This is a genomic window from Brevundimonas sp. SS2672 (assembly GCF_059579685.1).
The window spans coordinates 1,846,935-1,872,029 of record NZ_CM184201.1 but is presented as its reverse complement, the minus strand read 5'-3'; the positions used below and the strand labels follow the sequence as shown (position 1 = coordinate 1,872,029).

Genomic DNA, 25,095 nt, shown 5'->3' with positions numbered 1-25,095 from the left:
AGGCGTCGCCCCTCCCCAAGGGGGCGGATACATCCAGGCGTCCTGATCCGCATGCGGATCGAGGGTGGACGCCGAGAGACATTTACGGTCACGGATCGCCGGTCGGCGCGCCGTGGCTGCTGCATTGAGAGCGGGCCTCGCAAGGGGCCGCGATTGGGAAAACAGAATGGCCAAGTCCACCGACGGTCTCGCCTTGGGTAAGATCGCTGCCGCCACGTCGTTCACCGGCAAGAAGCGCATTCGCTACAGCTTCGGGCGCATCCCCGAAGCCGTGCAGATGCCGAACCTGATCGAGGTTCAGCGCGCTTCCTATGAGCAGTTCCTGCAGCGCGAGTCGCGCCCGGGCCTGCGCAACGACGAGGGCATCGAAGCGGTCTTCAAGTCGGTCTTCCCGATCAAGGACTTCAACGAACGCGCCGTCCTGGAATACGTCTCCTACGAGTTTGAAGACCCGAAGTACGACGTCGAGGAATGCATCCAGCGCGACATGACCTATGCCGCGCCGCTGAAGGTCAAGCTGCGCCTGATCGTCTTTGAGACCGAGGAAGAAACGGGCGCCCGTTCGGTCAAGGACATCAAGGAGCAGGACGTCTACATGGGCGACATCCCGCTCATGACGGACAAGGGCACCTTCATCGTCAACGGCACCGAGCGCGTGATCGTCTCGCAGATGCACCGTTCGCCGGGCGTCTTCTTCGACCACGACAAGGGCAAGACCCACTCCTCGGGCAAGCTGCTGTTCGCCGCCCGCGTGATCCCGTATCGCGGCTCGTGGCTGGACTTTGAGTTCGACGCCAAGGACATCGTCTACGTCCGCATCGATCGTCGCCGCAAGCTGCCCGCCACCACCTTCCTCTATGCCCTGGGCATGGACGGGGAAGAGATCCTCAAGACCTTCTACGAGACGGTTCCGTACGAGAAGCGCGGCGAAGGTTGGGTCACCCCCTACAAGCCGGAACGCTGGCGTGGCGTGAAGCCGGAGTTCGACCTGGTCGACGCCGACACCGGCGAAGTGGTCGCCCCGGCCGGTCAGAAGATCAGCGCCCGCGCCGCCAAGAAGCTGGCCGACGGCGGCTTGAAGTCGCTGTCGCTGGCGGCTGACGCCCTGCTGACCAAGTATCTGGCTTCGGACGCCGTCAACTTCCAGACCGGCGAGATCTACGCCGAGGCGGGCGACGAGCTGGACGCCGCCACGATCGAACTGCTGGAAGCCAACGGCTTCACCACCATCGACGTGCTGGACATCGACCACGTCACGGTCGGCGCCTACATGCGCAACACCCTGCGCGTGGACAAGAACACGGGCCGCGAGGACGCCCTGTTCGACGTCTATCGCGTCATGCGCCCGGGCGAGCCGCCGACGCCGGAAGCGGCCGAGGCCATGTTCAACTCCCTATTCTTCGACGCCGAGCGCTACGACCTGTCGGCCGTCGGCCGCGTGAAGATGAACATGCGTCTGGAAACCCCTGAGGTTTCTGACGAAATCCGCGTCCTGCAGAAGGACGACGTGCTGAAGGTGCTGCAGATCCTGGTCGGCCTGAAGGACGGCCGCGGCGAGATCGACGACATCGACAACCTGGGCAACCGTCGCGTGCGTTCGGTCGGCGAGCTGCTGGAAAACCAGTACCGCGTCGGTCTGCTGCGCATGGAGCGCGCCATCAAGGAGCGCATGTCCTCGGTCGATATCGACACGGTCATGCCGCACGACCTGATCAACGCCAAGCCGGCCGCCGCCGCGGTTCGCGAGTTCTTCGGCTCGTCGCAGCTGTCGCAGTTCATGGACCAGACCAACCCGCTGTCGGAGATCACCCACAAGCGCCGCCTCTCGGCGCTTGGCCCCGGCGGTCTGACGCGCGAGCGCGCGGGCTTTGAAGTCCGCGACGTTCACCCGACGCACTATGGCCGCATCTGCCCGATCGAAACGCCGGAAGGCCCGAACATCGGTCTGATCAACTCCCTGGCCACTCACGCTCGGGTGAACAAGTACGGCTTCATCGAAAGCCCGTACCGTCGCGTGGTCGAAGGCAAGGCGACGGATGAGGTGGTCTACATCTCGGCCATGGAAGAGGCGAAGCACGTCATCGCCCAGGCCAACATCGACCTGAAGGACGGCGAGATCGTCGAGGAGCTGGTGCCGGGCCGTATCAACGGCGACTCCCAGTTGCTGACCAAGGAAACGGTCGACATGATGGACGTGTCGCCGAAACAGGTCGTTTCGGTCGCCGCCGCCCTGATCCCCTTCCTGGAAAACGACGACGCCAACCGCGCGCTGATGGGCGCCAACATGCAGCGTCAGGCCGTGCCTCTGGTGCAGTCGGACGCGCCGTTGGTTGGCACCGGCATGGAAGCGGTCGTGGCCGTGGACTCCGGCGCTGTGGTGATCGCCCGTCGTGACGGCGTGGTCGAGCAGATCGACGGCACCCGTATCGTCGTGCGCGCCACGGGCGAAGTGGACGCCGGCCGCTCGGGCGTCGACATCTATCGTCTGTCGAAGTTCCAGCGCTCGAACCAGTCGACCTGCATCAACCAGCGCCCGATCGTGCGCGTGGGCGATGAGGTGAAGACCGGCGACGTGATCGCCGACGGTCCGTCGACGGATCTGGGCGAACTGGCTCTGGGCCGCAACGTCCTGGTCGCCTACATGCCCTGGAACGGCTACAACTTCGAAGACTCCATCCTGATCTCCGAGCGCATCGTGCGCGACGACATCTTCACCTCCATCCACCTCGAAGAGTTCGAAGTGATGGCGCGTGATACGAAGCTCGGGCCGGAAGAAATCACCCGCGACATCCCCAACGTCGGTGAGGAAGCCCTGCGCAACCTCGACGAAGCGGGCATCGTGGCCATCGGCGCCGAGGTCCAGCCGGGCGACATCCTGGTCGGCAAGGTGACGCCGAAGGGCGAAAGCCCGATGACGCCGGAAGAGAAGCTGCTGCGCGCCATCTTCGGCGAGAAGGCTTCGGACGTGCGCGACACCTCGCTGCGCCTGCCGCCCGGCGTCGCCGGCACCATCGTCGACGTGCGCGTGTTCAACCGCCACGGCATCGACAAGGACGAGCGCGCCATGGCCATCGAGCGCGCCGAGATCGAACGTCTGGGCAAGGACCGCGACGACGAGCTCAAGATCCTTGAGCGCAACGTCTACGGTCGCGTGAAGCCGCTGCTGCTCGGCAAGACCGCCGTGTCCGGCCCGAAGGGCATGGGCCGCGGCGAGGTCACCGAAGAGAAGCTGGCCGAAGTGTCCAAGGGCCTGTGGTGGCAGGTCGCCCTCGACGACGAGAAGGCGATGGGCGAGCTGGAGGCCATGAAGAAGCAGTTCGAGGACGCCCGTAAGGCCCTCGACCGTCGCTTCGAAGACAAGGTCGAGAAGCTGCAGCGCGGCGACGAGATGCCGCCCGGCGTCATGAAGATGGTCAAGGTCTTCGTGGCCGTGAAGCGCAAGCTGCAGCCGGGCGACAAGATGGCCGGCCGTCACGGGAACAAGGGCGTCATCTCCAAGATCCTGCCGATCGAGGACATGCCGCACCTGGACGACGGCACCCACGTCGACATCGTTCTGAACCCGCTGGGCGTGCCGTCGCGCATGAACATCGGCCAGATCTTCGAGACCCACCTGGGTTGGGCCGCCGCGGGCCTGGGCAAGCAGATCAAGGGCTTGCTTGAGCAGTGGATGGACGGCGGCATGCGCGACGCCCTGGTGTCGCGTCTGACCCAGATCTACGGCGCCGACACCCCGCTGCCGCAGAGCGACGAAGAGCTGATCGAACTGGCCCAGAATCTGTCTAAGGGCGTTCCGTTCGCGACTCCGGTCTTCGACGGCGCGCGCATCTCAGACATCGAGGACCTGCTGGAATCGGCGGACCTGGATCGTTCGGGTCAGTCGATCCTGTACGACGGTCAAACCGGCGAGCAGTTCAAGCGTCCGGTCACGGTCGGCTATGTGTACATGCTGAAGCTGCACCACCTGGTCGACGACAAGATCCACGCCCGTTCGATCGGCCCGTACTCGCTCGTCACCCAGCAGCCGCTGGGCGGTAAGGCGCAGTTCGGCGGTCAGCGCTTCGGGGAAATGGAGGTCTGGGCTCTGGAAGCTTACGGCGCCGCCTACACCCTGCAGGAAATGCTGACGGTGAAGTCGGACGACGTGGCCGGCCGGACCAAGGTCTACGAGGCCATCGTCCGTGGCGACGACAGCTTTGAGGCCGGCATCCCCGAGTCCTTCAACGTGCTGGTGAAGGAAATGCGCTCGCTGGGCCTGAACGTGGAGCTGGAAAACAGCTGATCGGATCAAGCGCCCTTCCTCGCCTCGGCGGGGGAGGGCGGTCCGCCTGTTCTCCTCTCTGAATGATTTTCGCGGGGCAGCCCCGCAGAAGGAATAAAGATGAACCAGGAAGTCCTGAACATCTTCAACCCGGTTCCGGTCACGCCGACCTTCGACCAGATCAAGATCGCTTTGGCCTCGCCGGAGAAGATCCGTTCGTGGTCGTTCGGCGAGATCAAGAAGCCGGAAACCATCAACTACCGTACGTTCAAGCCCGAGCGTGACGGCCTGTTCTGCGCTCGTATCTTTGGCCCGACCAAGGACTACGAATGCCTGTGCGGCAAGTACAAGCGCATGAAGTACAAGGGCATCATCTGCGAGAAGTGCGGCGTTGAGGTCACCCTGGCCCGTGTCCGCCGCGAGCGCATGGGCCACATCGACCTGGCCGCTCCGGTCGCTCACATTTGGTTCCTGAAGTCGCTGCCGTCGCGCATCTCGCTGATGCTGGACATGGCGCTGAAGGACGTCGAGCGCGTCCTGTACTTCGAGAACTACATCGTCACCGAGCCGGGCCTGACCCCGTTGAAGCAGAACCAGCTGCTGACGGAAGACGAATTCTATCACTATCAGGAAGAGTTCGGCGACGACGGCTTCACCGCCGAGATCGGCGCCGAGGCGGTCCGCAACCTGCTGATGGCGATCGACCTGAACGCCGAGGCCGAGAAGCACCGCGCCGAACTGGCCGACAACCCGTCGGAGCTGAAGGCCAAGAAGGCGTCCAAGCGTCTGAAGCTGCTGGAAGCCTTCATCGAGTCGGGCAACAAGCCCGAGTGGATGATCCTGACCATCGTGCCGGTCATCCCGCCGGAACTGCGTCCGCTGGTGCCGCTGGACGGCGGCCGCTTCGCGACGTCGGACCTGAACGACCTGTATCGTCGGGTCATCAACCGGAACAACCGCCTGAAGCGCCTGATCGAGCTGCGCGCGCCGGACATCATCATCCGCAACGAAAAGCGGATGCTGCAGGAATCCGTCGACGCCCTGTTCGACAACGGCCGTCGCGGCCGCGTGATCACGGGCGCCAACAAGCGTCCGCTGAAGTCGCTGGCCGACATGCTGAAGGGCAAGCAGGGTCGCTTCCGTCAGAACCTGCTGGGCAAGCGCGTCGACTACTCGGGCCGTTCGGTCATCACCGTGGGTCCGGAGCTGAAGCTGCACGAGTGCGGCCTGCCCAAGAAGATGGCGCTGGAGCTGTTCAAGCCGTTCATCTACGCGCGTCTGGACGCCAAGGGCCTGTCGGGCACCGTCAAGCAGTCCAAGCGCATGGTCGAGCGCGAACAGCCGGCCGTCTGGGACATCCTGGACGAGGTCATCCGCGAGCACCCGGTTCTGCTGAACCGCGCGCCGACCCTGCACCGTCTGGGCATCCAGGCGTTCGAGCCCAAGCTGATCGAGGGCAAGGCCATCCGCCTGCACCCGCTGGTCTGTACGGCGTTCAACGCTGACTTCGACGGCGACCAGATGGCCGTGCACGTCCCGCTGAGCCTCGAGGCCCAGCTGGAAGCGCGCGTGCTGATGATGTCGACGAACAACATCCTGTCGCCCGCCAACGGCAAGCCGATCATCGTGCCGTCGCAGGACATCGTCCTGGGCCTGTACTACCTGTCGCTGGTCAAGGAGAACCAGCCGGGCGAAGGCAAACTGTTCGCCAACATGGGTGAAATCGACGCCGCGCTGGACGCCCAGGTCGTCAAGCTGCACACGAAGATCAAGGCGCGCTGGACCGAGATGAATGCGGACGGCGAACTGATCACCAAGGTGATCGACACCACGCCGGGCCGGATGAAGCTGGGCGCCCTGCTGCCGCACAACCCGAACATCGGCTACCGCCTGCTCGAGAAGAACCTGACCAAGAAGGAAATCGGCAACCTGATCGATCAGGTCTACCGTCACTGCGGTCAGAAGGCGACGGTCATCTTCGCCGACCAGATGATGCAGATGGGCTTCCGCGAAGCGGCCAAGGCCGGCATCTCGGTGGGCAAGGACGACATCGTCATCCCCGCCAAGAAGGAAGCCCTCGTCAACGAGACCCGCACCCAGGTCGAGGAGTACGAGCAACAGTACGCCGACGGCCTGATCACCAAGGGCGAGAAGTACAACAAGGTCGTCGACGCCTGGGCCAAGGCCACGGACAAGATCGCCGATGAGATGATGGGCGAAATCGCCCAGCCGCGCGTCCTGATCAAGGGTCAGGAGCCGGACATCAACTCGGTCTTCATGATGGCCAACTCGGGCGCCCGTGGTTCGCAGGCTCAGATGAAGCAGCTGGGCGGGATGCGCGGCCTGATGGCCAAGCCCTCGGGCGAGATCATCGAGACGCCGATCATCTCGAACTTCAAGGAAGGCCTGACCGTCCTTGAATACTTCAACTCGACCCACGGCGCCCGTAAGGGTCTGGCCGACACCGCCCTGAAGACCGCCAACTCGGGTTACCTGACCCGTCGTCTGGTGGACGTGGCGCAGGACTCCATCGTCACCGAGGAAGACTGCGGCTCGACGCGCGGCATCACCCTGCGCGCCGTGGTCGAAGGCGGCGACGTGCTCGTCTCGCTGGGCCAGCGCGTCCTGGGCCGTTACGCGGCCGAGGACATCAAGGAGCCGGGCGGCGAGGTCCTGTATCCTGCGGACACCTATCTGCAGGAAGAGGAAGTCGAGATGATCGACAAGGTGGGCGTCCAGTCCATCAAGGTCCGCTCGGCCCTGACCTGTGAAGCCGACACCGGCATCTGCGCGACCTGCTACGGCCGCGACCTGGCGCGCGGCACCAACGTCAACATCGGCGAAGCGGTCGGCGTCATCGCCGCCCAGTCGATCGGCGAGCCGGGCACCCAGCTGACGATGCGGACCTTCCACATCGGCGGTACGGCCCAGGTGGCGGAAACCTCCTTCTTCGAGGCGACCAACGCGGGCGTCATCAAGGTCGTCGGCCCGACGGTTATCGCCGCTCACGGCGACCCGGTGGCCATGAGCCGCAACGTCGTGGTCACCGTGACCGTCGACGGCAAGGATCGCGAATCCTACAAGGTGCCTTACGGCGCGCGTCTGCGCGTCAAGGACGGCGGCGAGGTGGCCAAGAACCAGCGCCTGGCCGAGTGGGACCCGTACACCACCCCGATCCTGACGGAAGTCGGCGGCGTGGTGCGCTTCGAGGATCTGGTCGACGGCCTGTCGGTCAAGGAAGAGACGGACGAGGCCACGGGCATCGCCCAGCGCGTCGTCTCCGACTGGCGCGCCAGCCCGCGCGGCGCGGACCTGCGTCCGGCCATGGGCGTCACCCAGGGCGACAGCTACGCCAAGCTGTCGAGCGGTTCTGACGCGCGCTATCTGCTGCCCGTCGGCGCCATCCTGTCGGTGGCCAACGGCGACGAGACCAAGCCGGGCGACATCATCGCCCGTATCCCGACCGAAGGCGCCAAGACCCGCGACATCACCGGCGGTCTGCCGCGCGTGGCGGAACTGTTCGAAGCCCGTCGTCCGAAGGATTGCGCGGTCATCGCCGAGATGGACGGTCGCGTCGAGTTCGGTCGCGACTACAAGAACAAGCGCCGCATCAAGATCACCCCGGAAGTCGACGCAGACGGCAACCAGGGCGAGGCGGTCGAGTTCCTGATCCCGAAGGGCAAGCACATCTCCGTCCACGACGGCGACCTGATCCAGAAGGGCGACTACATCATCGACGGCAACCCGGATCCGCACGACCTGCTGCGCATCCAGGGCGTCGAGGCGCTGGCCGAGTATCTGGTGAACGAAGTGCAGGAGGTCTACCGACTGCAGGGCGTGCCGATCAACGACAAGCACATCGAGGTCATCGTTCGTCAGATGCTGCAGAAGGTCGAGGTCATCGACTCGGCCGAGACGACGCTCATCAAGGGCGACCACGTCGATCGTGTCGAAGTCGACATCGAGAACGCCAAGGTCGAGAAGCGCGGCGGCCGCATCGCCACCGTGCAGCCGGTCCTGCTGGGCATCACCAAGGCGTCGCTGCAGACCCGCAGCTTCATCTCGGCGGCCTCGTTCCAGGAGACGACCCGCGTCCTCACCGAGGCTTCGGTCCACGGCAAGAAGGACACGCTGGAAGGCCTGAAGGAGAACGTGATCGTGGGTCGCCTGATCCCGGCCGGTACGGGCTCCTACCTGCGCAGCCTGCAGAAGATCGCCAACGAGCGTGACGCTGAGCTGACCCAGGCCCGCGAAGACGCGGTCGAGCCGCTTCCTGCGGATCTGGCCCTGGAGCTGGAGCAGTCGGCCGACTGATCCGGGTTCAGACCTGAAAGACTGAAGAGGGCGGCGTCGAAAGGCGCCGCTCTTTTTTTATGGCCTACCGCGCTTTTCGCTGCTTGAGGCCGTGAGGCGGGCGCTGGCCGTGCGCCGGACGCCTACTGCGGCTTCATCGGTTCGCGTGTGTTGGCGGCGCCGGGCGTCATCGGGCGGCCGGAGGCGGGAGCGCCGTCGCGGCGGGTCTGGACATTGCGGTTGGAGTCCATCTGCATCGAGGAATCCAGGTGCGCGCCTGCGCAGCCCGTGCCGAAGTTGGAGCCTGGGCAGTCCTGAGGCGCGAGCACTCCGACCCCGCCGCTGAGCGGTCGACGCTGGGCCTCGTAGCGCTGCATCTCGCGCGCCCCTTCGCGGGCGAAGCGGGCGTCGCGCTCTGCGTTGCCGGTGCCGGTGATGCGGCCGTTCTCTGCGCCCTGCGCCGCCCGGGCGTTGAACCGTTCCTCGCAGATGATCTCTTCGCCTCGACGAAGCAGTTGGTCCGCAGGGCATCCGGCGGGGAGGTGCGCAAGGCGCGGGCGTTGCGCCCGGACTGACCCTCAGGCGTCACGCGCCAGGCGTCGGAAATGCCGTCCACGCCTGACGCAGCGGCTGAAGGGGCGCCCGGCGCGGGAGCGGCCAGGCGCGGCGCCGGCGGAGCGGGCAGGCCGTCGCGGCCGTCCTCCTCGTCCTTCTTGCGCGGACGTATGGGCGCGATCACGACGGGCGCGACCGGCGCGTGCTCCAGTGCGGCGGCCGGCGGCGCGGGCGCCGCCTTGGACGCCGGGGTCGGCAGGGGCGGAGCCTGCGGGGCGGTCCGAGGGACGGAAGCCGCCTGAGCAGGGGCGGGGGCCGGCGCAGGCGTAGGCGTAGGGGATGGTTCGGCGCTGGGTCTCTGAGGCCGCGGCGATTCCATGGGCGCCGGCGCCGGCGTCGGGACAGGCGTCGGCGCAGGAAGGGGAGGCCGCGGTTGCGGCGGCACGAACGGACGCTCCAGTTCCACGTGGATGATCGGCGGCGGCGGTGTAGGGAGGGATTCGCGACGGTCGCCTGCCGCGTAGTAGGCCATGCTGCCCAGGACGATCGCGTGCATCAGCACCGAAGTCCCCGCCGTCAGGGCTCGCTTGAGGCCCGGACGGGTTCGCTTCGTCGGGCCATCGGGCAGAACGGCGATGCTCATTAAGGCTCCCCCATCGTCCGAACGAATGATGCCTAGGCAAGCATGGCGATATCTAGGCGTAATATCATCGATCCCTGAACGGGATACGAACACGACGCCCTGAACGTCGGCTCGCGCGTCTCTCTTGACCTGTTAACGGATCGCGCGTAGAAGCCGCGCACTTTCGAGACGTGGGCGGTTCGCCGTCCGCTGAGATCGTGACAATCGAACGGACGGGCTGTGTCCCGCCGGAACGCCCGAAGCGCGCGTTCCGGTTTTTCTGTTTGGGCGTCCTGACCTCGGCTCGATAACACCCGGGCGGGGCTTCGGTCCCGTTCAAAAGAAGGCTCATGAGGCGCTCCGGTCGAAAGACACACGCCTCCACATCGAAAAGAGACGAATTCGAATGCCCACGATCAACCAACTGATCCGCAAGCCCCGCAAGCCGAAGCCGGTCCGCAACAAGGTCCCGGCCCTGGAGGGTTCGCCCCAGCGTCGCGGCGTCTGCACCCGCGTCTACACCACGACCCCGAAGAAGCCGAACTCGGCTCTGCGTAAGGTCGCCAAGGTCCGTCTGGCCAAGAACGGCGTCGAAGCCGTGTGCTACATCCCCGGCGAAGGCCACAACCTGCAGGAGCACTCGGTCGTGCTGATCCGCGGCGGCCGCGTGAAGGACTTGCCCGGCGTTCGCTATCACATCCTGCGCGGCGTGCTCGACACCCAGGGCGTCAAGGACCGCAAGCAGCGTCGTTCGCACTACGGCGCCAAGCGTCCGAAGTAATCCGCTCCTAGCGCCCTACAGATTTAAGAGGATACATCCATGTCCCGTCGTCACCGCGCTCAGAAGCGTGAAGTCCTGCCGGATCCCAAGTTCGGGGACCTGATCGTCACCAAGTTCATGAACTACGTCATGTACGAAGGTAAGAAGGCCGTCGCCGAGAACATCGTCTACGGCGCCTTCGACATCCTGGCCGAGAAGAAGAAGGAGCAGACTGCGGTCGAGACCTTCCACATCGCCCTGGAAAACGTCGCCCCGGCGGTTGAAGTCCGTTCGCGTCGCGTCGGCGGCGCCACCTATCAGGTGCCGGTCGAAGTCCGTCCGGACCGTCGTCGCGCCCTGGCCATCCGCTGGCTGGTCAACGCCGCGCGCAACCGCGGCGAAAACACCATGACGGAAAAGCTGGCCGCCGAGCTGCTGGACGCCGCCAACAACCGCGGCACCGCGGTCAAGAAGCGCGAAGACACCCACAAGATGGCCGAAGCCAACCGCGCCTTCAGCCACTACCGCTGGTAAACGTCTTAAAACCGTCCCTCTTCTTCGGATAATGGGGCGGTCGCTCACGAAGACGATCCGGCGCGGGCGTTCAGACTGAACCGCCCGCGCCGTCATATCCGACACCCCAGGGCGCTCGCCGCGTCCGCGAAGCTCCCGGAAGGCAACTTCAATGCCCCGCACACATAAAATCGAAGACTACCGCAACTTCGGCATCATGGCCCACATCGACGCGGGCAAGACGACGACGACCGAGCGGATTCTGTTCTACACCGGCAAGAACCACAAAATGGGCGAGACGCACGACGGCGCGTCCACCATGGACTGGATGGACCAGGAGCAGGAACGCGGCATCACCATTACGTCGGCCGCCACGACCGCCTTCTGGCGTGAAAAGCGTCTGAACATCATCGACACCCCCGGCCACGTGGACTTCACCATTGAAGTCGAGCGTTCGCTGCGCGTCCTCGACGGCGCCGTGACCGTTCTGGACGGCAACGCCGGCGTCGAGCCGCAGACGGAAACCGTCTGGCGCCAGGCTGACAAGTACAACGTCCCCCGCATCGTCTTCGTCAACAAGATGGACAAGATCGGCGCCGACTTCGAGAAGTCGGTCGAGTCGATCCGCGACCGTCTGGGCGCCAAGGCTGTGCCGATCCAACTGCCGATCGGTTCGGAATCGAACCTGAAGGGCGTGGTCGACCTGGTCGAGATGAAGGCCCTGGTCTGGGAAACCGATCAGGTCGGCGCCTCGGCCGACGTGCGCGACATCCCGGCCGACATGGCTGACGCCGTGGCCGCCGCTCGCCAGTACCTGGTCGACAACGCCGTCGAGATCGACGACGAGGCCATGGAAGCCTACCTGGAAGGCAACGAGCCCTCGGTTGAAGTGCTGAAGCGCTGCATCCGCAAGGCCGTCATCACCGGCGCCTTCTATCCGATCCTCGCCGGCTCGGCCTTCAAGAACAAGGGCGTGCAGCCGCTGCTGGACGCCGTCGTTGACTACCTGCCGTCGCCGGTCGACATCCCGCCGACGCCGGGCATCGACTTCAAGACCGAAGAGCCGATCGTCCGCAAGGCGTCGGACGAAGAGCCCCTGTCGGTTCTGGCGTTCAAGATCATGGACGACCCCTTCGTCGGTTCGATCACCTTCTGCCGCCTGTACTCGGGCAAGATGGAGACCGGTCAGTCGCTGCTGAACTCGTCGCGCGACAAGCGCGAGCGCGTCGGCCGCATGCTGCTGATGCACTCCAACAACCGTGAGGACATCAAGGAAGCCTACGCCGGCGACATCGTCGCCCTGGCCGGCCTGAAGGAAACCCGTACGGGCGACACCCTGTGCGACCCGCTGAAGTCCCCGGTCATCCTCGAGAAGATGGAATTCCCGGCGCCGGTTATCGAGATCGCCGTCGAGCCCAAGACCAAGGCCGACCAGGAGAAGCTGGGCGTCGCCCTGGCCAAGCTGGCTTCGGAAGATCCGTCCTTCACCGTCTCGACCGACCACGAGTCGGGCCAGACGATCCTGAAGGGCATGGGCGAGCTGCACCTGGACATCAAGATCGACATCCTGAAGCGCACCTACAAGGTCGAAGCGACCATCGGCGCGCCGCAGGTGGCCTATCGCGAGTCCATCAGCCGCAAGGCCGAGATCGACTACACCCACAAGAAGCAGACCGGCGGTACGGGCCAGTTCGCCCGCGTCAAGCTGGTGTTCGAGCCGGGCGAGCCGGGTTCGGACTTCGTCTTCGAGTCGGCCATCGTCGGCGGCGCCGTGCCCAAGGAATACATCCCGGGCGTGGAAAAGGGCCTGAAGTCGGCCAAGGACAACGGCCTGCTGGCCGGCTTCCCGGTCATCGACGTCAAGGCCACCCTGGTGGACGGCGCCTTCCACGACGTCGACTCCTCGGTTCTGGCCTTCGAAATCGCGTCGCGCGCTGCGTTCCGCGAGCTGAAGGAAAAGGGCGGACCGAAGCTGCTCGAGCCGATCATGGCGGTCGAGGTCGTGACTCCGGAAGAGTACCTGGGTTCGATCATCGGCGACCTGAACGGCCGTCGCGGCATGATCCAGGGTCAGGACATGCGCGGCAACGCCGTCGTCGTGAACGCCTTCGTGCCGCTGGCCAACATGTTCGGCTATGTGAACACGCTGCGCGGCATGTCGCAGGGCCGCGCCCAGTTCACCATGCAGTACGACCACTATGAAGCGGTGCCGCAACACGTCGCCGACGAAGTGATCAAGAAGTACGCCTAAGTCCGTCTTTCCGACGGACCCACTTGAAAACGGGGCGGTTTGACCACAAATCGCCCCACCTATCCCCAAACCCATTTGGACCCCCGTTTTGGGGATTCCAGGAGCTAGAGAATGGCCAAGGAAAAGTTCGAACGCACGAAGCCGCACGTGAACATCGGCACGATCGGTCACGTTGACCACGGCAAGACGACGCTGACGGCGGCGATCTCGATGACGCTGTCGAAGGCTGGCGGCGGCAAGGCGATGAACTACGCCGACATCGACAACGCGCCGGAAGAGAAGGCGCGCGGCATCACGATCAACACGTCGCACGTGGAATATGAGACGGCGAACCGTCACTACGCGCACGTGGACTGCCCGGGCCACGCCGACTACGTGAAGAACATGATCACGGGCGCGGCTCAGATGGACGGCGCGATCCTGGTGTGCTCGGCCGCTGACGGCCCGATGCCGCAGACGCGCGAGCACATCCTGCTGTCGCGTCAGGTCGGCGTTCCGGCGCTGGTGGTGTTCCTGAACAAGGTCGACATGGTCGACGACGAGGAACTGCTGGAGCTGGTCGAGATGGAAGTGCGCGAGCTGCTGAGCTCGTACCAGTTCCCGGGCGACGACATTCCGGTGATCAAGGGCTCGGCCCTGGCCGCGGTGGAAGACCGCGACCCGCAGATCGGCGCCGAGCGCGTTCTGGAGCTGATGGCGGCGGTCGACAGCTACATCCCGCAGCCGGAACGTCCGATCGACATGCCGTTCCTGATGCCGGTGGAAGACGTGTTCTCGATCTCGGGCCGCGGCACCGTGGTGACGGGTCGCGTCGAGCGCGGCGTCGTCAAGGTCGGCGAGGAAGTCGAGATCGTCGGCATCCGTCCGGTCCAGAAGACGACCTGCACGGGCGTGGAAATGTTCCGCAAGCTGCTGGACCAGGGCCAGGCGGGCGACAACGTGGGCGTGCTGCTGCGCGGCACCAAGCGTGAAGACGTCGAGCGCGGCCAGGTGCTGTGCAAGCCGGGTTCGATCACCCCGCACACGAAGTTCGTGGCCGAGGCCTACATCCTGAACAAGGAAGAAGGCGGCCGTCACACGCCGTTCTTCACGAACTACCGTCCGCAGTTCTACTTCCGCACGACGGACGTGACCGGCATCGTGCGCCTGAAGGAAGGCGTGGAGATGATCATGCCGGGCGACAACGCCGAGCTGGACGTCGAGCTGATCACGCCGATCGCGATGGAAGAGAAGCTGCGCTTCGCCATCCGCGAAGGCGGCCGCACTGTCGGCGCCGGCGTCGTGGCCAAGATCGTCGAGTAATCGACGATCCTCGCCACGCGAGACTAAAGCCTAGGCGGGAGCTGCTCCCGCCGGGGCCAAGATCGTCGAGTAATCGATGAGCGGCCCCTGAGGCCGCACAGTAAGAGTAGCGTAAGCGTACAGAGCGGCCCCCGGAGCGATCCGGGGGCCGTTTTGCCATGCGCTATTGCGTTGAATCAAAAGGAGACGCCCGACTTTGGTCTAGCGGGGAGGTTAAGGGATTCTCAGCCATGGACGCGCCATGTGCCGGGCTGAAAGGACCCCTTATGACTGACGTCGACTGGCCCCGCCGCGCCGGCCTCTCCGCCGCGCTTGACGAGGCCGCCATCGTGGCGATTACGGATCGCGCGGGCCGCATCCTGTATTGCAACGACAAGTTCGAGGCGGTCAGCGGCTATTCGCGCGCCGAGCTGATCGGCCAGACGCACAGGGTGGTGAATTCGGGCGTTCATGCGCGCGACTATTTCCGCAACCTGTATCGGACCATCGCGCGTGGCGAAGTGTGGCGCGGCACCATCCAGAACCGCACCAAATCGGGCGAGGCCTACTGGGTGGACACCACCATTGTTCCGAACCTTGGGGCGGACGGACGACCCGAGACCTACACCGCCATCCGTTTCGAGGTGTCGGACCACGTCCGTGCGCTCAGGGCCCTGGAGCTGGCGCAGGCCGAGGCGCGGCAGGCCGCAGAGGTGCGTGACCGCTTCTTCGCCAACGTCAGCCATGAGGTGCGTACGCCGCTGAACGCGGTGCTGGGCCTAGCCTCGGCCTTGGCGCACACGACATTGACGCCGCGCCAGAGCGAGATGCTGAACCTGATCACCGGGGCTGGCGACTCCCTGCGTCGGGTGCTGGACGACATGCTGGACCTGTCGAAGATGCAGGCCGGTCAGTTCAGCCTGTCGCCGGCGTCGTTCGACCTCAGGGCCGACATCGAGGCGGTGGTCGAGATGCGTCGCGCGCTCGCCGAGGACAAGGGCCTGGCGCTGGAGGTCGCCTTCACGCCGACCGCCCGGGGCGAGGTGATCGGAGACGGGGTGCGCATCACCCAGATCGTTTCCAACCTTGTATCCAACGCAGTGAAATTCACCGCTGAAGGCCGCGTTTCCGTCCAGGTCGACGTGCGGGCGGTCGAACGCCAGGAGCGCCTCGTGATCGAGGTGCAGGACACCGGCATGGGCTTCGACGCCGAGGCCGCCCAACGCCTGTTCAAGCCTTTCGTCCAGGCGGACGACGCCATCTCGCGTCAGTTCGGCGGCACGGGTCTGGGTCTGTCCATCTGCAAGTCGCTGGCGGAACTGATGGGTGGAACGATCACCGTCGAGTCTGCGCCGGGCGAAGGCAGCGTGTTCAGCGTGGACCTGCCGATCCAGCGCCCGCTGTCGGCTTCGACGGAGGCGGCTGGGTCGGCCGTCGAGAAACCCGAGGAGCCCGCGCGACTGCGTATTCTCGCGGTCGAGGACAATCCGGCCAATCAGATGGTCGTGCGCTGCCTGCTGGAGCCGCTGGGCTTCGAGATCGTCACCGCCGACAACGGGCTAGAGGGCGTGCTGCGATTCCAGAAGGAGCGTTTCGACGTGGTGCTGATGGACATGCAGATGCCGGTCATGGACGGGCTGGACGCCATGCGCCGCATCCGCGCCGAGGAGGCGCGTCTGGGCGCGGCGCGCACACCCATCGTCATGCTGACGGCCAATACGACCGAGGCTCATCATCTGCAGGCGGTGCAGGCCGGCGCCGACCATCTGGTGGCGAAACCGGTGACCTTGGAGATCCTGCTGCAGGGCATGGAGCGAGGCGTTGCTGTCGCCGCTGAATGGTCGGACGAGAGCATGCCCTCGGCGGCCTGACCGGGGAACTCGGTTGCCGCGTCTCGCGTTCAGGGCGGGTCGTCAATGACCGGTTAACCAAGATGATCCGCGCTGCACGTCTGGGCCTGCTGATAGGTCTGGTGATCGGCCTTAGCGCCTGCGCCGCGCAGACCGGAGGCATGGGGCAGGGCGGCGCCGACACGGGCTTCTACGGCGCCGTCGAGACGGGCCGATCAGGCTGAACGCCGCAGTTTCGACAAGAAAGCTGGCGCAGGGGCGGCATCGCCTTTACTATACGCCTCGCGGACGCCGTTAGTCGCGCCGCGTCAGGGCTTCTCCTTTTCGATGTTGACCATCGCTATCGTCGTCGTGCTGCTGCTTGTGGTGCTGAACGGCCTTTTCGCCATGACCGAACTCGCGGTCGTGTCTTCCCGCAAATCCAAGCTTCAAAGCCGTGCCGAACGAGGCGACCGCGGCGCACGCGCTGCGTTGAAACTCGCTGAGGAGCCGACGCAGTTCCTGTCGGCGGTCCAGGTGGGCATCACCCTGATCGGCATTCTGGCCGGCGCCTACGGTCAGGCGGCCATCGCCGGCGAGCTGGACGACATCCTTACGGCGAACCTGCCGGCGCTGGCGCCCTATTCGCAGATCATCGCCACCGGCGTGGTCGTGGTGCTGATCACCTATGTCTCGCTGATCGTCGGCGAACTGGTGCCCAAGCGCCTGGCCCTCATCTTCCCCGAGACTATCGCCTCCAAGATGGCCGGTCCGATCTCGACCCTGGCCCTGGTGATGAAGCCGTTCGTGCTGCTGCTGACGGCGTCGACCTCGGGCATCCTCAAGCTGCTGGGCGTCAAGGATCGCGACGGTTCGGACGTCACTCAGGAAGAGGTGGAGAGCATCCTGGCCGAGGGCACGTCCGCAGGCCTGATCGAGCCGGAAGAGCAGGAGATGATCGAGGAGATTCTGCGCCTGGGCGACCGGGCCGTGCGCGTGGCGATGACGCCGCGCCACGAGGTCTACTGGATCGCCCTGGATGATTCCGAAGAGACGCTGCGCGAGGAAATTCGCACCTGTCCCTATTCGCGCATCGTGGTGGCGCGGGACAACGACATCGATAACCCGCTGGGCGTGGTCCACAAAAAGGACCTGCTGGACAGCCTGCTCGACAACGGCGAGTTCAATGTCGAGAAGCTGGTGGCCGAACCCGCCTTCATCCCTCAGTCGACCTCGGTGCTGAAGGCGCTGGAGATCCTGAAGGGCTCGAAGGTTCACATGGCTTTCGTGGTCGATGAATACGGCGCCTTTGAAGGCGTGGTCACGGCGACGGACCTGCTGGAGATGATCGCCGGCGACTTCAACGAGAGCCATGACGAGGTCGAGACGGCCGTGCGCAAACGCGCCGACGGCACCTGGGCCGTCGATGGTCAGATCGATCTGGATGAACTGGGCGAAGCGCTGGGCGAGGACTTCGGCGAGCATGAAGGCTTCCACACGGTTGCGGGCCTGGTGCTGCACCATCTGTCGCGCGTGCCGAACGAGGGCGACGTCCTGCAGCTGGGACGTTTCGAGGTCGAGGTCATCGACATGGACGACCGACGCATCGACAAGCTGCTGTTCCGCCCTGTGATCAAGGGCGAGGAGACCGACGCCGCCTGATCAGGCGGCGCCGTCGTGGCGGCTCAGGTGCGGTCCAATGGCTGGACCAGGGCGACCCGATAGGGACGCATGGGGCCGCCCGGCTCGGCCAGGGAGACGTATTCCCCCGGCACGAAGCGTTCGCTTTCGAGGCGGAAGCCGACGGCGTCGGCGTCCTCGCCGGGGAAGTCCAGCACCCAGCGGCCGTCGGCGCCCCGCGTCAGTTGGCCGACCGCCAGCGTCTCGCCGTCGCGAAAACGGCGGACACGCGTGCGTTCGGGCGCGGCGAGCAGGGCCGGAGCGTCCAACCGGGAATGTTCGTCCAGCGTCATGACCAGGTCATAGCCGTCGCCCGGATCGCCATGCGGCGCATCGGCCTCGCGGGCCAGCTCCAGCCGGATGTGATGCAGCGTCATGGTCAGCGCGCCTTGCGGTCGGCCAGATTGCTGTTGATCACGCCGTAGGCCATGGCGGCCATGAAGGTGAGGAAGAAGGCGCCCATGGCGGCGACGGGAGCGATGATTTCTGAGGGCATGGCAGTTCTCCTATGCCGACAGCAGAGCTCACCGTCCGTGGCCGCGCCTTGATGGAGATCAAAGGTCGGCCGGTTCAGGCGACGGCGCGAAGGGGACCGATGCGTGCCTGAACATGACCATCCGGGGCGATGCCGCTGACGGTCAGGGTCTGATCGCACAGGGCCAACGGGGCCGGGCGGTGGCTGACCAGGATCAGGCCCTGACCGGTGCGCTGCAGGCGCTGGGCCAGCCGGTCCAGAACCTTGGCCTCTGTCGCGGCGTCGAGCCCTTCGGTCGGTTCGTCCAGCACCAGCCAGGGCGCGGGGCGCAGATAGGCGCGGGCCAGGCCCAATCGGCGCCGCTCGCCGCCTGACAGCCGCGCGCCGTTCTCGCCCAGAGGCGCGTCCAGCCCGCCGGGCGCGGCGCGGATGCGGTCGGTCAGGCCGGCGTCCTCGAGCATGGCCCAGAGCTGATCGTCATCGGCCGAAGGGGCGGCCAGGCGAAGATTCTCGCGCACTGTTCCGGCCATCAGAACCGCCTGTTGCGGTGCATAGGCGAACAGCGGGCGCACCGCGTCCGAGGACAGAGCGGCTCCGTCGATGTCGGCGAAGGCGACCTCGCCCGGAACGGGCGCGCGCAGGTGCATCATCCGTTCGATCAGGGTGGTCTTGCCTGCGCCGGAGCGACCCACGACGGCCAGGCGCTGAGGCGGGGCGAGGCGCAGATCGGCCGACGACAGGCGAAGGGCAGGCTCGGCGGCGGACGCCGCGATGGGCGCCTCTCCATCCAGCAACTCGCCCAGACGCTGAACGGCGACGGCGACGGCGCCGTTCTGGCGCAGGGCGTTCAGCAGATTGCCCGCGCTCTCGACCGTGGCGACGGCGGCCAGCATGGCCAGGGCGGTTAAAGCGGGGGAGGCGGAACCGGCGGCCAACGCTGCGCCCATGACGCCCAGCGCCATGGCCAGGGTCTGCCCCGCCATCAGCCAGCCTCCAGCGCGGGCCAGGGCCTCGGCGGAGGCCTCGACGGCGCCGCCCTGACGGGCCAGACGATCCACGGCCCAGTCCTTCATGCCGTAGGCCTGAAGCTCGGGCGCGGCGGCGGACATGGCGGCGAAGTCGGTCTTGAAGTCGCCCATGGCCTCCTGCAGGCGGCGGCCCGCAGGCTCGGCCAGACGGCGGCCCAGGACGACGCCCAGCGCCACGCTGACCACGGCGGCCAGGGCGACCGCGACGGCGGCGCGCCATCCGGCCAGAGAGGCCATCACCATGCCCGTCAGAAGCCCCGCGCCCGCGCTCCACGGCGCGGACAGGCGCACGAAACGATCCTGAACGGCGTCGACATCCTGCACCAGCCGGGCCGAGGCCTCGCCGCCCGCCAGCGACAGGGCGCGCGTCGTGGGGCCGCGCGCCAGGCCGTCAAACAACTGGGGACGCAGGGCGGCCAGCGCCTTCAGCGCCGCCTCATGGCCGGTGACGCGCTCGCCATAACGGGAGGCGGTGCGGACGATGGCCAGGAAGCGGATGACCGCGCTGGGGACCAGATAGTTGAACACATGGGCTGCGGCCGGTCCGGCCGCGCCGGCCAGTGCGGCGGCGGTGATGAACCAGCCCGACACCCCCAGCAGGGCCACGGCCCCGGCCGAGACCAGGGCGCTTGTGACCGAGGCGGCCAGCAGGCGCGGGAACTGGGCGCGCTCCTGGGCGCGGATCATGGCCTTGAGGCGGACGACGCCGGGAGAGGACTGAGGCTTCACAGGCGCACCACCACATCGGCCAGTTCGGCTACGGCGTCGGAATGGGTCGCGATCAGGGTCGTGCGTTCGCGCGCCGCCTCGCGGATGAGCGGCAGCAGGGCGGCCTCGGCCTCGGCGTCCAGATTGGCGGTCGGTTCGTCCAGCAGTAGCAGGGGTGCGGGCTTGAGGAAGGCGCGGGCCAGGCCCAGACGGCGACGCTCGCCCCCCGACAGACCGCCGCCGCGCTCGTCGATCCGGCGATCCAGCGCGCCGTCGAGGCCCGTCTTGCGCGCGGCCTGTTCGATCTCTTCGGGCGAAGCGCCGCGCCGGGCCAGGGCGATGTTATCAGCCAGGGTTCCGCGGATCACGACCGGCGCCTGACCGGCCCAGGCGATCCAGGCGGTCAGGTCGGGGGCGTCCGACAGGCGCGCGTCGCCGACCTCGACCTCGCCGCCTGACAGAGGTGCCAGGCCCAGGAAGAGGTTCAGCAGGCTGGTCTTGCCCGCGCCGCTGAGGCCGGTCAGGGCGACGATGGAGCCGGGCGCGACCGTCAGATCGAAGCCGCTGAGCACCGGCGCGCCGTCATAGGCGATCGCCACGTCTTTGAAACGCACGGCGGGCGCCGAGGCGGGCGGAGAGAGACGCGCGCGGGGCGTCTCGTCGGCCTGATCCAGGCGGCTGAGGCTGGGGACGGCGGACTCGGCGGCCTGACGGTCGTGATAGGCGGCGGCGAGGCGGCGCATGGGCTGATAGACCTCGGGCGCCAGGGCCAGCACGAAGAAGGCCTGTGCCAGGCTCAGTTCGTCGGGCGCGGGGAAGGGCAGCAGCTTCAGCAGGTTGAAGCCGCAGTAGACGGCGACCAATGCGACGGCCAGGGCCGAGAAGAACTCCAGCACCGCCGAGGACAGGAAGGCGACCTTCAGCACCTTGCCGGTGCGGCGGGCCAGATCGTCCGAGGCGCGGGCGATGACGCGGGTCTGTTGGGCTTCGGCCTGGAAGGACAGGATGGGGGGCAGGGCGCGCACTCGGTCCAGGAACAGGCCAGACAGACGCTCTAGCGCCAGGAACTGACGGCGGCTCTCGGCGCCCGCCGCCATGCCGGTCAGGGCCATGCCCAGGACGAAGGGCAGCAGGGTGAAGATCAGGATGCCGGCGGTGAAGGGGCTGACCACCCCTGCCGCCAGGATCAGGATCAGGGGAGACGGCGGCGGCCGTTCGGGCGGGGGTGAAGCGGGCGACGTGGCCGTCCAGCGCCTCGACGCCCTCGGCGGCGGCGGTCATGGCGGCGGCGTCCGACAAACGGCCGGCGAGGGCGCCCTTGAGGGCGCGGCGACGCAGACCGTTCTTGGCGGCGCGGGCGGCGCGGGTGTTGACGAAGACCGCGCCCTGACTGAGCGCGGCGCGTACGATCAGGGCGGCGACCGCCAGAACCAGGCCGGGGACGGCCTCGGCCAGGCCGCGCGGCAAGGCGCCGACGGCCAGGGCCAATCCGGCGGCGAAGCCGACGGCCGGGACCGTGTCCGCGATCACCAGGGCTCCGCCCAGGTTCATCAGGCGACGCCAGGGGGACAGGGCGGCCTTCAGCCAGGCCGCAGGCGCAGCCGTCTCTGCGATTCTCGGGGAACTCGCCTGCTGAGGGGCGACCGGCTGGGCCGTCATCATGTCTCCAGGTGCGCCATTTTGAGAATAAGGGTCCGATCCGCCCTCATCCAGCGTGATCGACGACAATAGAGGATGGGGCAAAAAGCCTATGTGGCGAAAGGTCTTTGGGCGAAACGCCCTCTAGTTCAAGTCGCTGCCTCTGGCTTTGATCAGGATCAAGGCGCGCCAAACGACGCGGCTTTAGGTTAGAGTAGAACGCCGGTCGATGGGGGCTGGCGGTCAGGAGCCTGGAACGATGATCGACCTGGCGGTCGTAGACCTTTCACGCCTTCAGTTCGCACTGACGGCGCTATACCACTTTCTGTTCGTGCCCCTCACATTGGGCCTCTCCTTCATGCTGGTCATCATGGAGAGCATCTATGTGATGACCCGTCGGCCGATCTGGCGGACGATCACCCGTTTCTGGGGCGTGATCTTCGGCATCAACTTCGTGCTGGGCGTCGCCACCGGCCTGACGATGGAATTCCAGTTCGGCATGAACTGGAGCTACTATTCCCACTATGTCGGGGACATCTTCGGGGCGCCGCTGGCGATCGAGGGCCTGATGGCCTTCTTCCTGGAGGCGACCTTCGTCGGCCTGATGTTCTTCGGCTGGGACAAGCTGAAGCCGCACGCCCACCTGTTCGTCACCTTCATGGTGGCCCTGGGCACCAATCTGTCGGCCCTGTGGATCCTGATCGCCAACGGCTGGATGCAGAATCCGGTCGGCGCCGCCTTCAACCCCGACACCATGCGTATGGAAATCACCGACTTCATGGCGGTGATCTTCAACCCGGTGGCCCAGGCCAAATTCGTCCACACCGTGTCGGCCGGCTACGTCTGCGCCGCCGTGGTCGTGCTGGGCATCTCGGCCTTCTATCTGTTGAAGGGCAAGCACAAGGGCTTCGCCAAGCGGTCGATGACGGTCGCCGCCGCCTTCGGCCTTCTGTCGTCGCTGTCGGTGGTCGTTCTGGGCGATGAGTCGGGCTACGCCCTGACCGACAACCAGAAGATGAAGCTGGCCGCTCTGGAAGCCATGTGGCGCACCGAAGAGGCGCCGGCCGGTCTGACCCTGTTCGGCCTGCCGAACCTTGAGGACCGTCACACCCACTTCGAGGTCAAGGTGCCCTATGTTCTGGGCCTGATCTCGACGCGCAGCATCGACAAGCCGGTTGAGGGCATTCTGGAGCTGGTCGCCGTCGCCGAGGACCGCATCGAACGCGGCGTCGTCGCCTATGACGCGCTTGAGAAGGTCAAGGCCGATCCGACCGACATGGCCGCCCGCGGCCAGTTCGAGACGGTGCGCAACGACCTGGGCTACGGCCTGCTGTTGAAGCGTTATGTCGAGGATCCGCGCGCCGCGACGCCGGAACAGATCAAGCAGGCCGCCTGGTCGACGGTTCCGAACGTGCCGCTGATGTTCTGGGTGTTCCGTTTCATGGCCGGCATCGGCTTCCTGATGATCGGCCTGTTCGGAACGGCCTTCATCCTCTGCACCCTGCGCAAGCATGAGACGAAGTGGTTCCTGCGCCTGGCCGTCCTGGCCATCCCGCTACCGTGGATCGCTATCGAGTCCGGCTGGCTGCTGGCCGAGGTGGGGCGTCAGCCCTGGGCCGTGGAAGGCGTGCTGCCGACCTTCCTGGGCGCGTCCAGCCTGACGGTGGCCCACCTGTGGACCACGATCATCTGCTTCACCCTGCTGTACGGCGTGCTCGCCGTCGTCGAGGTCGGCCTGATCCTGCGCGCGGTCAAGAAGGGGCCGTTCGCCGAACAGGAAGCCCGCGAAGAAGACGCCGCTGCTGAAGGCGAGCCCGCGGTCGCCTGACCCGGTCGTTGAAGGAAAAAGAGAGATGGAACTTCCCCTCGACTACACCACCCTCCGCCTGATCTGGTGGGGACTGCTGGGCGTGCTGCTGATCGGCTTCGCCCTGACCGACGGGTTCGACATGGGCGTCGGCGCCCTGCTGCCCTTCGTCGCCAAGAAGGATGAAGAGCGCCGCATGGTGATCAACACCATCGGCGCGACCTGGGAAGGCAACCAGGTCTGGTTCATCGTCGGCGGAGCGGCGATCTTCGCCGCCTGGCCGCAGGTCTACGCCGTCAGCTTCTCGGGCTTCTACCTGGCCATGTTCGTGGTCTTGTCCGCGCTGATCCTTCGGCCCGTGTCGTTCAAGTATCGCTCGAAGCGGCCCGAGGCGCGCTGGCGCTCCATGTGGGACTGGGGTCTGTTCATCGGCAGCTTCGTCCCGGCCCTGGTGTTCGGCGTGGCCGTCGGCAACGTCCTTCTGGGCGCGCCCTTCCGCCTGACCAGCGACCTGCGCAGCTTCTATGAAGGCGGTCTGCTGGGTCTGTTCACCCCCTTCACCCTGCTGTGCGGCCTGCTGTCGGTGTCCATGCTGGTGCTGCACGGCGCGGCCTGGCTGGCGATCAAGGGCGAAGAAGGTCCGGTGCTGAAGCGCGCCCGCGCCATCGGCACCGTCGCCGGCGTGGCCAGCCTGGTGCTGTTCGCGATCGGCGGCGCCATGGCGGCCTTCGGCGACATGGGCTTCCGTATCACCGGCGTGGTGGACACGGCGGGCGCCTCCAACCCGCTGCGCACGGCGGTCGAGGCGGCGCCGGGCGCCTGGATGGACAACTACGGTCGCTATCCGTGGATGATCATCGCTCCGGTTCTGGGTTTCATCGGCGCCGCGATCGGTCTGCTGGGTATGTGGCGCAAGTCGGCGGCGCTGGCCTTCGGCGGATCGTCGGCCTCGGCGGTCGGGATCATCTCGACGGTCGGCCTGTCGATGTTCCCCTTCATCCTGCCCAGTTCGATCGACGCCCAGTCCAGCCTGACGGTGTGGAACGCCTCGTCCAGCCATACGACCCTGTTCATCATGCTGATCGTGGTGGCGGTCTTCCTGCCCTTCGTCCTGCTCTACACCGCCTGGGTCTACAAGGTGCTGTGGGGCCGCTCGACGACCGAGGCGCTGAAGACCAACCCCGACCTCTACTGATCCCGCGAAAGGAGATCATCCCATGTGGTATTTCGCCTGGATCCTGGGCCTCGGCCTGGCGGTGGCCTTCGGCGTCCTGAACGGCCTGTGGCACGAGTTCCGCCTGTTCGATGAAGGCGACGAGGGTCACTCGGAACCCTGATCCCCGTCATCTGACGGACAGACGAAAGATCCCCTTCGGCGTTGGCCGGAGGGGATT

Annotated in this window: 17 protein-coding genes; 13 read left to right on the top strand and 4 right to left on the bottom strand. The window is 66.2% G+C overall.

Annotated elements, in window-relative coordinates; genetic code table 11:
- Positions 1–166 precede the first annotated feature (166 nt).
- Complete coding sequence (gene rpoB / locus AC52GN_RS09510) at positions 167–4,282, top strand: DNA-directed RNA polymerase subunit beta (protein ID WP_291776178.1); 4,116 nt, start codon at positions 167–169, stop codon at positions 4,280–4,282.
- A gap of 99 nt (positions 4,283–4,381) precedes the next feature.
- The gene (gene rpoC / locus AC52GN_RS09505) at positions 4,382–8,575 is read left to right on the top strand and encodes a DNA-directed RNA polymerase subunit beta' (protein ID WP_291776176.1); all 4,194 of its coding nucleotides are present in this window, start codon (positions 4,382–4,384) and stop codon (positions 8,573–8,575) included.
- Positions 8,576–8,697: 122 nt separating this feature from the next.
- Here the strand turns inward: rpoC and AC52GN_RS09500 are convergent, their stop codons facing one another.
- Positions 8,698–8,931, bottom strand: a complete 234-nt coding sequence (locus AC52GN_RS09500) for a hypothetical protein (protein ID WP_496526868.1) — start codon at positions 8,929–8,931, stop codon at positions 8,698–8,700.
- A gap of 1,206 nt (positions 8,932–10,137) precedes the next feature.
- Between AC52GN_RS09500 and rpsL the strand changes: the two genes are divergently transcribed.
- From rpsL to AC52GN_RS09465, 7 genes are all read left to right on the top strand, one after another.
- Positions 10,138–10,512 (top strand): 30S ribosomal protein S12, encoded by a 375-nt coding sequence (rpsL, locus tag AC52GN_RS09495; RefSeq protein ID WP_003165508.1) that lies wholly within the window; start codon positions 10,138–10,140, stop codon positions 10,510–10,512.
- A 39-nt stretch (positions 10,513–10,551) separates the two neighbouring features.
- Entirely contained in the window at positions 10,552–11,025 is a 474-nt protein-coding gene (gene rpsG, locus AC52GN_RS09490) for a 30S ribosomal protein S7 (protein WP_291776167.1), read from the top strand.
- 151 nt (positions 11,026–11,176) lie between these two features.
- Positions 11,177–13,255, top strand: a complete 2,079-nt coding sequence (fusA, locus tag AC52GN_RS09485; protein ID WP_496526867.1) for an elongation factor G — start codon at positions 11,177–11,179, stop codon at positions 13,253–13,255.
- Positions 13,256–13,366: 111 nt separating this feature from the next.
- On the top strand, positions 13,367–14,557 hold the full coding sequence (gene tuf / locus AC52GN_RS09480; RefSeq protein WP_338576128.1) for an elongation factor Tu: 1,191 nt from the start codon (positions 13,367–13,369) through the stop codon (positions 14,555–14,557).
- Positions 14,558–14,823: 266 nt separating this feature from the next.
- Entirely contained in the window at positions 14,824–16,407 is a 1,584-nt protein-coding gene (locus AC52GN_RS09475) for a PAS domain-containing hybrid sensor histidine kinase/response regulator (protein ID WP_496526866.1), read from the top strand.
- Positions 16,408–16,469: 62 nt separating this feature from the next.
- Complete coding sequence (locus AC52GN_RS09470; protein WP_343829474.1) at positions 16,470–16,610, top strand: hypothetical protein; 141 nt, start codon at positions 16,470–16,472, stop codon at positions 16,608–16,610.
- A gap of 103 nt (positions 16,611–16,713) precedes the next feature.
- Positions 16,714–18,027: a hemolysin family protein gene (locus AC52GN_RS09465; protein ID WP_346486479.1), complete on the top strand. Its 1,314-nt coding sequence runs from the start codon at positions 16,714–16,716 to the stop codon at positions 18,025–18,027.
- Positions 18,028–18,050: 23 nt separating this feature from the next.
- On the opposite strand, the gene AC52GN_RS09460 is transcribed toward AC52GN_RS09465, so the two are convergent.
- The 3 genes from AC52GN_RS09460 to AC52GN_RS09450 form a co-directional block, all read right to left on the bottom strand.
- Positions 18,051–18,422, bottom strand: coding sequence for a hypothetical protein (locus tag AC52GN_RS09460; RefSeq protein ID WP_291774096.1), 372 nt, complete (start codon positions 18,420–18,422; stop codon positions 18,051–18,053).
- Between the two features lie 193 nt (positions 18,423–18,615).
- Entirely contained in the window at positions 18,616–20,277 is a 1,662-nt protein-coding gene (locus AC52GN_RS09455; protein ID WP_496526865.1) for an amino acid ABC transporter ATP-binding/permease protein, read from the bottom strand.
- Positions 20,274–21,428: an ABC transporter ATP-binding protein/permease gene (locus tag AC52GN_RS09450; protein WP_496526864.1), complete on the bottom strand. Its 1,155-nt coding sequence runs from the start codon at positions 21,426–21,428 to the stop codon at positions 20,274–20,276. Before AC52GN_RS09450 ends, AC52GN_RS09455 begins: the two co-directional genes overlap by 4 nt.
- On the opposite strand from AC52GN_RS09450, the gene AC52GN_RS09445 reads away from it, so the two are divergent.
- From AC52GN_RS09445 to cydX, 4 genes are all read left to right on the top strand, one after another.
- Complete coding sequence (locus AC52GN_RS09445) at positions 21,412–21,987, top strand: hypothetical protein (RefSeq protein ID WP_496526863.1); 576 nt, start codon at positions 21,412–21,414, stop codon at positions 21,985–21,987. The genes AC52GN_RS09450 and AC52GN_RS09445 overlap by 17 nt on opposite strands.
- Positions 21,988–22,156: 169 nt before the next feature.
- Entirely contained in the window at positions 22,157–23,722 is a 1,566-nt protein-coding gene (locus AC52GN_RS09440; protein ID WP_346521888.1) for a cytochrome ubiquinol oxidase subunit I, read from the top strand.
- A gap of 25 nt (positions 23,723–23,747) precedes the next feature.
- Positions 23,748–24,896: a cytochrome d ubiquinol oxidase subunit II gene (gene cydB / locus AC52GN_RS09435; RefSeq protein WP_496526862.1), complete on the top strand. Its 1,149-nt coding sequence runs from the start codon at positions 23,748–23,750 to the stop codon at positions 24,894–24,896.
- Positions 24,897–24,918: 22 nt separating this feature from the next.
- Positions 24,919–25,038: a cytochrome bd-I oxidase subunit CydX gene (gene cydX / locus AC52GN_RS09430; RefSeq protein ID WP_024355286.1), complete on the top strand. Its 120-nt coding sequence runs from the start codon at positions 24,919–24,921 to the stop codon at positions 25,036–25,038.
- Positions 25,039–25,095: the final 57 nt, after the last annotated feature.

Bases quoted from the DNA above. Each gene is read 5' to 3' on its own strand.
- tuf (WP_338576128.1), top strand. From the start codon at position 13,367: ATGGCCAAGGAAAAGTTCGAACGCACGAAGCCGCACGTGAACATCGGC.
- rpsG (WP_291776167.1), top strand. From the start codon at position 10,552: ATGTCCCGTCGTCACCGCGCTCAGAAGCGTGAAGTCCTGCCGGATCCC.
- AC52GN_RS09475 (WP_496526866.1), top strand. From the start codon at position 14,824: ATGACTGACGTCGACTGGCCCCGCCGCGCCGGCCTCTCCGCCGCGCTT.
- AC52GN_RS09460 (WP_291774096.1), bottom strand. From the start codon at position 18,422: ATGACGCTGCATCACATCCGGCTGGAGCTGGCCCGCGAGGCCGATGCG.
- rpsL (WP_003165508.1), top strand. From the start codon at position 10,138: ATGCCCACGATCAACCAACTGATCCGCAAGCCCCGCAAGCCGAAGCCG.
- rpoC (WP_291776176.1), top strand. From the start codon at position 4,382: ATGAACCAGGAAGTCCTGAACATCTTCAACCCGGTTCCGGTCACGCCG.
- cydX (WP_024355286.1), top strand. From the start codon at position 24,919: ATGTGGTATTTCGCCTGGATCCTGGGCCTCGGCCTGGCGGTGGCCTTC.
- AC52GN_RS09465 (WP_346486479.1), top strand. From the start codon at position 16,714: ATGTTGACCATCGCTATCGTCGTCGTGCTGCTGCTTGTGGTGCTGAAC.
- rpoB (WP_291776178.1), top strand. From the start codon at position 167: ATGGCCAAGTCCACCGACGGTCTCGCCTTGGGTAAGATCGCTGCCGCC.
- AC52GN_RS09500 (WP_496526868.1), bottom strand. From the start codon at position 8,931: ATGCAGCGCTACGAGGCCCAGCGTCGACCGCTCAGCGGCGGGGTCGGA.
- cydB (WP_496526862.1), top strand. From the start codon at position 23,748: ATGGAACTTCCCCTCGACTACACCACCCTCCGCCTGATCTGGTGGGGA.
- fusA (WP_496526867.1), top strand. From the start codon at position 11,177: ATGCCCCGCACACATAAAATCGAAGACTACCGCAACTTCGGCATCATG.
- AC52GN_RS09470 (WP_343829474.1), top strand. From the start codon at position 16,470: ATGATCCGCGCTGCACGTCTGGGCCTGCTGATAGGTCTGGTGATCGGC.